The sequence below is a fragment of the Neoroseomonas rubea genome, assembly GCF_016106015.1.
Taxonomy (GTDB): Bacteria; Pseudomonadota; Alphaproteobacteria; order Acetobacterales; family Acetobacteraceae; genus Neoroseomonas; species Neoroseomonas rubea.
Window position 1 is genome coordinate 1 of sequence record NZ_JACADQ010000154.1, and the last position, 9,084, is coordinate 9,084.

The following is a 9,084-nucleotide window of genomic DNA, read 5'->3' on the forward strand; positions in this document are numbered from 1 at the left end:
CGCCGCCGCGCTGGCGTGGCGCCGCCTGCCCCCGGGTGCCGCGCGGCGCGCGGTCGTGGGGCTCGCCGGCGCGGTGGCGCTGCAATACGCGCTCGGCATCGCGACGCTGCTCGCCGTGGTGCCGGTCTGGCTCGGCACGCTGCACCAGGCGGTCGCGGTGCTGGTGCTGACCGCGGCGCTGCTCGCGATGCACGCCCTCCGCCGCCCACGCGGGGCATCGGCGGCGTGACGCGGGAGGAGGGCGCCCTCGCCGCGCTGAAGGCGCTGCCGCACGCGGTCGCGATCTTCGAGCCGGGCGACCGCCTGGTCCTCGCCAATGCCGCCTTCTGGACCGCCGCGGGCGCCGAGGCGTCACGCTTCCCGCCCGGCACCCCGCTGCGCGACGTGCTGCGGCTACTCGCCTTCCGCGGACTGCTCGGCCCGGGCGACCCCCAGCAGCGGGTAACGGAGGCGCTCGCCCTCGACCGCAGCCTGCACCAGACACGCCATGTCCGCAGCGCCGACGGCACGCGGATGTGGGAGAGGAGCACGGCGCCGCTGACCAATGGCGGCTTCGCCATCTGCGCGGTCGACATCACCGCGCTCAATCGCGCCGAGAGCATGGCCCGCGCCCGCATCGCGCTGCTGGAACGCGTGCTGACCGCCCAGCGCGGCGGGATCGCGCTGTTCGATGCCGAGCAGCGCCTGATGCTCCACAACGCGGCCTATCGCCGCCATTCGGGCACCACGCTCGAAACCCTGGCGGGGCGGCCGACGCTGCGCGAGATCATGCAATCGCTGGAACGCGCAGGCGAATTCCTCAGCGCCGACGACCATGACCACCTGCGGGACGCGATCGCCGCCGACCGGAGCCAGCCGCGCGACGCGCAGCGCGAACGGGCCGATGGCACCGTGGTACGCTTCATCAGCACGCCGCAGCCCGATGGCGGCTTCCTCATCGAAAGCGACGACGTCACCAAGCTGCGCCGCGCGGAGGACGAGGCGCGCCGCCGCGCCGCCATCCTCGACGGCGTGCTGGAAGCCCTGCCGCACGGCATCTGCGTCTGGGGCCCGGATCGGAGCGTGGTGCTCTTCAACGACGCCTATGCCCGCCTGATGGAAGGCGCGCCGCTCGCGGTGGGCGACACGCTCGAGGACGTCATCCGCCGCCGCGCCGCGGCCGGGGAATTCGGCCCCGGGGAGGCGGAGGAGATCTACGCGCGGGAGATGGCGCGCGACCTCTCCCGCCCGCAGGCGCGGCGCCGCCAGCGCGCCAACGGCACGGCGCTCGACATCCGCACCGCGCCGCTGCCCGATGGCGGGCACGTCTCCGTCGTCACGGACATCACCGAGACCTGGCGCGCGGAGGCGGAGGCGCGCCATCGCGCCGCGCTGCTGGAGACGGCGCTGGCGTCGATGCGCCACGGCTTCGTCCTCTACGGCCCCGACCGGCGCGTCGTGATGAACAACGCGCTCGCCGCGGAACTGGCCGGCCATGCGCCGGACGACATCCGCCCGGGCCGCAGCCTGGACGAGCTGGTGAGCATGCTGCATGCGAGCGGCGCGCTCGGCGAGGAGCCGGAGGCGAGCGCCCTGCTGCGACACTCGCTCGCGATGGACCGCTCGAAGCCGCATCGCTGGGTGCGCCGCAGCCCCTCGGGGCGCGTGCTGGAGGTCTTCTCCGACCCGACGCCGGATGGCGGCTTCGTCATCACGCATGTGGACACCACCGCGCTCGCCGAAGCCGAGGCCGCCGCGCAGCAGCGCGCGGGCATCCTGCGGGTGATGCTCGAGAACATGCGCCACGGCATCTGCCTGTTCGACGCCGAAGGCAGGGTCGTCGCCGCCAATGCGCTCGCCGCCGACATGACCGGCATCGCGCCCGAGGAACTGCGCCCGGGCCGGCACATCCTGGACTTGCGCGAGGCGCAGATCGGCAGCGGCGAATACGGCACGCCCGAGGACGCCAAGGTCGCGCTCGACACACGCTGGGGCGAGCCGCTGCGCGCGCCCGACCGCTACATCCGCCGCCGTCGCAGCGGCCGCATCATCGAGGTGACGACGGACCGCACCCCCGATGGCGGCTATGTCCGCACCTACACCGACGTCACCGAGGACCGGCGCATCCGTGACGAGCTGGAACAGGCCCGCGCCGCGGCCGAGGCCGCGAGCGAGGCGAAGTCCCGCTTCCTCGCGACCATGAGCCATGAGCTGCGCACGCCGCTCTCGGCCGTGATCGGCTATGCCGAGGCGATGCTCGCCGAAGGCGCAGACGGCGCCGTTGCGGATTACGCCGGCGCCGTCCGCCAGGCCGGCCGGCAATTGCTGCGCGTGATCGAGGACGTGCTCGACGTCGCCCGCGCCGGCCCCGGGGAGGCGGAGGAGCAGGCGGCGCCCGTCGACCTGATGGCCACCGCCACCGCCGCGCTGCGCATGCTGGAACCCGCGGCGCGCGAAGCCGGCCTGCGCATCGGCATCGACGCCGCACCGCACCTGCCGAACGCCCTGTGCGCCGAGCGCCGGCTGCGGCGCGTCCTGCTCGCCCTGCTCGACAACGCGATCAAGTTCACGCCCGAGGGTGGGACCGTGCGCGTCGCCATCGCGCCCGACGGGTCGGGCGGGGTCTCACTTTCCGTCGCCGACAGCGGCATCGGGATTGCGCCCGAGGACATCCCCCGCGCCTTCGAGCCCTTCACCCAGATCGACACGAGCCATGCGCGCCGCTTCGGCGGCGCGGGGCTCGGCCTGCATCTCGCCCGCCTGCTCGCCGAGGCGATGGGCGGGAAGCTTTCGCTGGACAGCCGCCCAGGCTTCGGCACCACCGCCACGCTCCATCTGCCGCGGGAGAGCCTGATCGCCCCCGCCGCCCTCGCGCAGGAGACGCCATGACCGCGCTCGCCACCACCGACGCCCTGTTCTTCGACCTGATCGACCGCGCCGCCGCCGAACGCCGGCTGCGCGAGGCGACGGAAGGCTGCGAGGATGGCGAGCTGTTCCTGGAATACCGCGAAAGCGAGGCGATCGCGCTCGAGGATGGGCGCATCCGCTCGGCCTCCTACGACGCGACGCGCGGCTTCGGGCTGCGCGCGGTCTCGGGCGAGGCGGCGGGCTACGCCCATGCCGGCGAGCTGACGGATGCCGCGATCGCGCGCGCGGCGGAGACGGTGAAGGCGGTGCGGCAGGGGCGGTCGGGCACGCTCGATGTCGGCCCGCGCGCCACCAATGCGCGGCTCTATGCCGACGCCAATCCGCTCAACGCCATGGACTTCGCGGCCAAGACCGCGCTGCTGGCCGAGATCGACGCCTTCGCCCGGGCGCGCGACCCGCGCGTCGTGCAGGTGATGGCGTCCATCACCGGCGAATGGCAGGCGGTGCAGATCATCCGCCCGGACGGGCAGCGCGTGGCGGATCTGCGCCCGCTGGTGCGCATGGGCGTCTCGGTGGTGGTGGAGGTCGATGGGCGGCGGGAGACCGGCACCTTCGGCACCGGCGGGCGCTTCGGCTACGACCGGATCCTGTCGGAAGCCGGCTGGAAGGCCGCGGTGGACGAAGCGCTGCGCCAGGCGCTCGTGAACCTCGACAGCGTTCCCGCGCCGGCCGGCGAGATGGAGGTCGTGCTGGGGTCGGGCTGGCCCGGCATCCTGCTGCACGAGGCAATCGGGCACGGGCTGGAGGGCGACTTCAACCGCAAGAAGACCTCGGCCTTCGCGGGGCTGCTCGGCCAGCGCATCGCCGCGCCCGGCGTCACCGTGGTCGATGACGGCACCATCCCCGACCGCCGCGGCAGCCTGACGGTGGATGACGAGGGCACGCCATCCGGCCGCACCGTGATGATCGAGGACGGTATCCTGACCGGCTTCATCCAGGACCGGCAGAACGCCCGCCTGATGGGCGTGGCCCCCACCGGCAACGGCCGCCGCCAGTCCCACGCCCACATTCCGATGCCGCGCATGACGAACACGGTGATGCTAGGCGGGGCGCACGCGCCGGAAGAAGTGATCGCGAGCGTGAAGCGCGGCCTCTATGCGGTGAATTTCGGCGGCGGCCAGGTGGACATCACATCGGGGAAATTCGTGTTCAGCGCCTCCGAGGCCTACCTCATCGAGGATGGTAAGATCGGCGCGCCGGTGAAGGGTGCGACGCTGATCGGCAACGGGCCGGATGCGCTGACCAAGGTGACGATGGTGGGCAGCGACATGGCGCTCGACCCGGGGATCGGCACCTGCGGGAAGAACGGCCAGGGCGTGCCCGTGGGCGTCGGCCAGCCGACGCTCAAGATGGCGGGGCTGACGGTGGGCGGGACGGCGGTCGGCTGACCTCCGCCGCCCCGGCCGCCGCGCGTCAGGCCGCGGCGGCCATCGAGGCCGGCTGGAGGCGGTCGAGCAGCCGATCGATGCGCGCGATGGTCTGCGCGTCCTGGCGCAGCACGACGGCCATGCGCCCTTCCGTGCAGTAGACGACGCGCCCGTTCACCTCGCCGAGCCCATCCGGCAGGGTCAGCGTCACCTCGGTGCCGGCATTCGCCCTGACCGCGGTCGCCAGCGCCGCGCCACCGCGGGATACGTCGGCGAGCTCCACCTCATGCACCCCGCCGCCCGCGCCGCGCAGCCCGACGCGCGTGCCTCGGCCCGGAACGCGCTCGTAGCGGCGCCGCTCGCCTTCGTCGCCCCGCATGGCGGCGAGGAACTGGTCCACCTCCTCGCGCAGCGTGCCGGCGATCTTCGCGAGCCCTTCGGCGGCGTCGAGCACCGCTCCGCTCGTCCCCCGCGCCGCGGCGGCGACCGAGGAGACATCGTGCATCGACTGCGTCGCCTCGTTGTTCTGCCGTGCGACAGTCTGGACGGAGGCCGCGATCTCGCGCGTCGCCGCACCTTGCTGCTCGACCGCGGCGGCGATGGCGGAGGCGACCTCGTTCATGCTCCCGATCGCCACGCCAACCTGCTGCACGGCGCCGACGGCATCGAGCGTCGCCGCCTGGATCGCCGCGACCTGCTGGCCGATCTGCTCGGTCGCGCGCGCCGTCTCGGTCGCGAGCGTCTTCACCTCGGACGCAACGACGGCGAAGCCCTTTCCGGCCTCCCCCGCCCGCGCCGCCTCGATCGTCGCGTTCAGCGCGAGCAGGTTGGTCTGCCCCGCGATGCCGCTGATCAGCCGGACCACGTCGCCGATCTGGCCTGCGGCTTCGGATAGGCCCTGGACGCGCGCGCCCGTTGCCTCGGAGCGGTCCACGGCCTCCCGCGCCGCCGCCGCCGCCGCCGCGACCTGGCGGGAGATCTCGCTGACGCTGACCGTCAGCTCCTCCGTCGCCGCGGCCACGGCGGCGAGGTTGCGGGCGCTTTCCTCGGCGCCGGCCGCGGTGCTCTCGGCCTGGCTGCGCGTGCCCTCGGTGGCCTTCGCCATTTCCCCGGCCGAGTTGCGCATGCCACCGGCCGCATCGCGCAATTGCTCCATGACGCCAGCGATGGAACGGCCGAATTCCTCGGTATGGCGCTCGATCGCCGCCTGACGGCGAGCGCGCGCGGCCTGCTCGGCGGCGGCCGCCGCGTTCAGCCGCACCTTCTCCTCCAAGCCCAGGCGGAAGGTCTCGAGCGCACGGGCCATGCCGCCGATCTCGTCCGGCCGGTCGAGGCCCGGCACCGCAACCTCCGTCCGGCCGCCGGCGATCGTGCCCATGGTGTCGCCGAGCGCGGCGAGCGGGCGGGCGAGGCGCCGCGCCGCGAACACCGCGAAGGGCAGGGCCACCAGGATCACCACGCCGCAGGCGGCGAGGATGGTCATCAACACCCAACGCTCCTGCGTCACGAAGCGCTCGGTCGGCATGGCGATCAGCAGGGCGCCGACGGGCTGGCCGGCGATGTCCCGGATCGGCCGCGCGCCCAGCTGGTGGTTGCCGCGGCCAGGCAGGACGCCGGAGACGTCACCCATCGCCGTGCCCGCGCGGACCGCCTCAAGCGCCGCGGGGGGCAGCGCCTCGGCGGTCAGGCCGTTGAGGCTCGCGGCGACGAGCCGGCCGGCACCGAAGAGCGCGGCGACGCCGCCGGCACTCTGGCCGATCTCCGTCGCGAGCGCCGCGTTCGGGTTCGAGCCGACGCGGATCGTGCCGACGACCCGGTCATCCGCGCCGCGCAGCGGCAGCACGGCCCCGATCGCGATCGCGCCACTGGTGGGGGAGACCTCGTTGCCGACGGCCGGCCGGCCGTCGAGGGCGGCGGCGACGTCCGGCGCGCGGGACTTGTCGTCCCCCGCGTGCGGGATTGTGCCCGCGAATCAGGACGCGGCCTCCGGCATCCGTGGCCTCGACGACGGCCACGGCGGGGTCGGCCGACCGCAGCGCCGTGAAGGCGGCAACCAATATGTCGCGCGCGGCCGCGGCATCCGCGGCCCCGACGGCGCGCACGAGGTCCGGCCGTACGGAAAGTCCCGCGGCGTGTCCGCGCATGCGCAGACCGACGGCGGCGAGTTCGCCCTCCGCCCGGTCGAGCGACCGACCGAGGGCTTCGGTGATCATCTCGTTGTTCGCGGAACGGACCGCCCAGCCGGCACCGGCGACCGACAGCAACGCGACGAGGAGCATCGGAATGATCCCCAGGAGAATGAGCTGCGGGCGGAGGCCACCAAGCCTTTGGATGAGAGTCATGTCCGAGGATCCCCTAGTCATCAGTCCAGGGTGGTAACGTGCCGGCATCATCCTGAAATCTTCGTTCACGCCGCCGTGTGAAGTACTACATGGCCTGACGCGCCCCGGCCGTGGAGCATGGCCCACGCAAGAGCAGGAGAGGTCGATGACCGCGCCACCGCCCGCCATCCCCGCCGAGGCGTTCGACGAGCAGAAGCGCGAGGAGGCCCGCCGCCAGGCCGAGGCCCAGGCCGGCAGCGGACTGGAGGGGGCTGCCGAGGCGGCCGAGGTCGCGGTCGACCTGGCCGCGAGCGGCGTGCTCGATGTCGCGGCGCAGGTCGCGGGCGCCTGCCTCGACGGTGCGGCGACCGTCGCCCAGGCCTCGGTGGAGGTGATCGGCGGGCTGCTCGGGGGCCTCTCGGACCTCTGAATGCGTCGCGGCGTCTTCGCGCTCTGCCTCGCGACATCTGTTGCCGGCGCGACGGATGGGCCGGTCCCGCCGGCCTTCCACGGCCTCTGGGCCCGTGACCCCGCCGACTGCCTGCGGGGCGAGGACCTCCTCATCCTGATTTCGGCGCAGGGGCTGGGCGAGCCCGGCAATGGCGAGACGGCGATCGAGGCTGTCGGCCCGGATGCGCACGGCACGCTGCAGCTGACCATGCGCGGCCGCGACGGCGCGGCCATCGTGACCTATGAGCTACGCCTGCGCCTGGCGGCCGATGGCGCGACGCTCGGTTTCGCCATGCCCCCGCCGGCCGCGCCCGTCATGCTGCACCGCTGCGCGAAGCGGACCGACGCCGGTTAGGCGCCGCGTCACACCGCCGCTTCGGCGAAGACCTTCGACACATCCCCGCCCCAGGCGCCGGCGCAGCGTTCGAGCCAGCGGTCGGCCTGGGTCTGGCCGGTTGCGACGATGGCATCCAGCGGGTCGAGATGCGTCTCCTCCCCCAGGCCCCGCGCCTTGAGGCCATCGCGCGCGATCGCCATCACATCGCGCGCCACGTCGCGCAGCGACCGCCCGCCGATGGTCGCCTCCAGCGCCTGGCCCGGCACCGCGTTGCGCAGGGCGACGATGTCGGCGACCGACCAGTCCTTGGTCAGCGCGCGCGCCGCCTTCTGCGCGGCATCGTCATAGATCAGCCCGACCCAGAAGGCCGGCAGCGCGGTCAGGTAGGCGGGCGCGCCGGCGTCCGCGCCGCGCATTTCCAGGAAGCGCTTCAGCCGCACATCGGTGAAGACCGTCGTCACATGGTCCGCCCAGTCGCCCATCGTGGCGGCATGGCCCTTCAGCTTGTCCGCCCGGCCTTCGAGGAAGGCGCGGAAGGACATGCCCGCCGCGTCGATCCAGCGCCCTTCCCGCATGATGAAGTACATCGGCACGTCGAGCACGAACTCGGCGAAGCGCTCGAAGCCGAAGCCCTCCTCGAAGGCGACGGCCGGGATGCCGGTGCGGTCGGGGTCGGTGTCGGTCCAGACCTTGCCGCGCAGCGTGCGGTACCCGTTGGGCTTGCCCTCGGCGAAGGGCGAATTCGCGAAGAGCGCGGTGGCGAGCGGCTGCAGCGCGAGGGAAACGCGCAGCTTCTCGACCATGTCGGCCTCGTCGCCGAAATCGAGGTTCACCTGCACCGTGCAGGTGCGCAGCATCATGTCGAGGCCCATCGCCCCGACCCGCGGCATGTACTGCCGCATGATCGCGTAACGGCCCTTCGGCATCCACGGCATCTGCTCGCGCGTCGCGAGCGGATGGAAGCCGAGCGGCGCGAAGCCGAGGCCGAGCGGCTCGGCCACCGCGCGCACTTCCTCGAGATGGCTTGCGATCTCGTCCCGCGTCTCGTGCAGCGTGCTGACCGGCGCGCCGGAGAGCTCGAACTGCCCGCCGGGCTCGAGCGAGACCGAGGCATCCCCGCGCTTGAGGCCGATCGGGTTGCCGTTGTCGAGGATGGGCTCCCAGCCGAAACGCATCAGCCCTTCAAGCATGGCGCGGATGCCGCCCGGCTCGTAGGGCGGCGGCGCGAGGTCCGCACGGCGGAAGCCGAACTTCTCGTGCTCGGTCCCGATCCGCCAGTCCGCGCGAGGCTTCGAGCCAGCCGCGAACCATTCGGCAAGCTGACGCGCCGAGGTGATCGGCGTGGGATCCGACTCGCCGGGATTCGACATGCAGTCCTTTCCGGTCACGCCGCAGGACGCGGCGCGTTCAGGTGGCAGTCCAGTCCCCCGCAAGTGCCTGCAGCACCGCGAGGCCCGCCACGGCCGCCGTCTCCGCCCGCAGGATGCGGGGGCCGAGGGCAACCGCCGTAACAAAGGCACGACGGGTCGCGTCGTCAAGTTCAGCGGTGTCGAAACCACCTTCGGGGCCGACCAGCCAGCCGCAGGGCAGGCGCAGCGTGGCGGCCGCGTGACGGATCGGCGCGGCGCCACGCCGTTCGGCCGCGACGAGCAGCGGCGCGCCGTCCCAGGCGTCCAGGGCCGCGTGCAGCGGCAGCGGCGCG

General features: G+C 73.4%; 9 protein-coding genes. 5 read left to right on the forward strand and 4 right to left on the reverse strand.

What is annotated here, in order from left to right; translation table 11 throughout:
* The 3 genes from HW577_RS14740 to tldD all read left to right on the forward strand — a co-directional run.
* On the forward strand, positions 1 to 229 hold a 229-nt coding region (locus HW577_RS14740), incomplete at its 5' end, for a COX15/CtaA family protein (RefSeq protein WP_198376913.1).
* Positions 226 to 2,868 (forward strand): PAS-domain containing protein, encoded by a 2,643-nt coding sequence (locus tag HW577_RS14745; RefSeq protein ID WP_198376914.1) that lies wholly within the window; start codon positions 226 to 228, stop codon positions 2,866 to 2,868. The genes HW577_RS14740 and HW577_RS14745, both read left to right, overlap by 4 nt.
* The gene (tldD, locus tag HW577_RS14750; RefSeq protein ID WP_198376915.1) at positions 2,865 to 4,295 is read left to right on the forward strand and encodes a metalloprotease TldD; all 1,431 of its coding nucleotides are present in this window, start codon (positions 2,865 to 2,867) and stop codon (positions 4,293 to 4,295) included. Before HW577_RS14745 ends, tldD begins: the two co-directional genes overlap by 4 nt.
* A gap of 25 nt (positions 4,296 to 4,320) precedes the next feature.
* Here tldD and HW577_RS14755 read toward each other — a convergent pair whose 3' ends face one another.
* Both HW577_RS14755 and HW577_RS14760 read right to left on the reverse strand, forming a co-directional pair.
* Positions 4,321 to 6,117: a methyl-accepting chemotaxis protein gene (locus HW577_RS14755; protein ID WP_198376916.1), complete on the reverse strand. Its 1,797-nt coding sequence runs from the start codon at positions 6,115 to 6,117 to the stop codon at positions 4,321 to 4,323.
* The gene (locus HW577_RS14760; protein WP_198376917.1) at positions 6,092 to 6,553 is read right to left on the reverse strand and encodes a hypothetical protein; all 462 of its coding nucleotides are present in this window, start codon (positions 6,551 to 6,553) and stop codon (positions 6,092 to 6,094) included. Before HW577_RS14760 ends, HW577_RS14755 begins: the two co-directional genes overlap by 26 nt.
* A gap of 208 nt (positions 6,554 to 6,761) precedes the next feature.
* Between HW577_RS14760 and HW577_RS14765 the strand changes: the two genes are divergently transcribed.
* Positions 6,762 to 7,025: a hypothetical protein gene (locus HW577_RS14765; protein WP_198376918.1), complete on the forward strand. Its 264-nt coding sequence runs from the start codon at positions 6,762 to 6,764 to the stop codon at positions 7,023 to 7,025.
* Entirely contained in the window at positions 7,026 to 7,400 is a 375-nt protein-coding gene (locus tag HW577_RS14770; RefSeq protein WP_198376919.1) for a hypothetical protein, read from the forward strand.
* Between the two features lie 8 nt (positions 7,401 to 7,408).
* Here the strand turns inward: HW577_RS14770 and HW577_RS14775 are convergent, their stop codons facing one another.
* Positions 7,409 to 8,752: a glutamate--cysteine ligase gene (locus HW577_RS14775; protein ID WP_198376920.1), complete on the reverse strand. Its 1,344-nt coding sequence runs from the start codon at positions 8,750 to 8,752 to the stop codon at positions 7,409 to 7,411.
* Positions 8,753 to 8,789: 37 nt separating this feature from the next.
* The coding region (locus tag HW577_RS14780) for an RsmE family RNA methyltransferase (protein WP_198376921.1) at positions 8,790 to 9,084 on the reverse strand (295 nt) is incomplete at its 5' end.

Coding starts and splice junctions, on each gene's coding strand:
- tldD (WP_198376915.1), top strand. CDS start 2,865: ATGACCGCGCTCGCCACCACCGACGCCCTGTTCTTCGACCTGATCGAC.
- HW577_RS14760 (WP_198376917.1), bottom strand. CDS start 6,553: ATGCTCCTCGTCGCGTTGCTGTCGGTCGCCGGTGCCGGCTGGGCGGTC.
- HW577_RS14765 (WP_198376918.1), top strand. CDS start 6,762: ATGACCGCGCCACCGCCCGCCATCCCCGCCGAGGCGTTCGACGAGCAG.
- HW577_RS14770 (WP_198376919.1), top strand. CDS start 7,026: ATGCGTCGCGGCGTCTTCGCGCTCTGCCTCGCGACATCTGTTGCCGGC.
- HW577_RS14775 (WP_198376920.1), bottom strand. CDS start 8,752: ATGTCGAATCCCGGCGAGTCGGATCCCACGCCGATCACCTCGGCGCGT.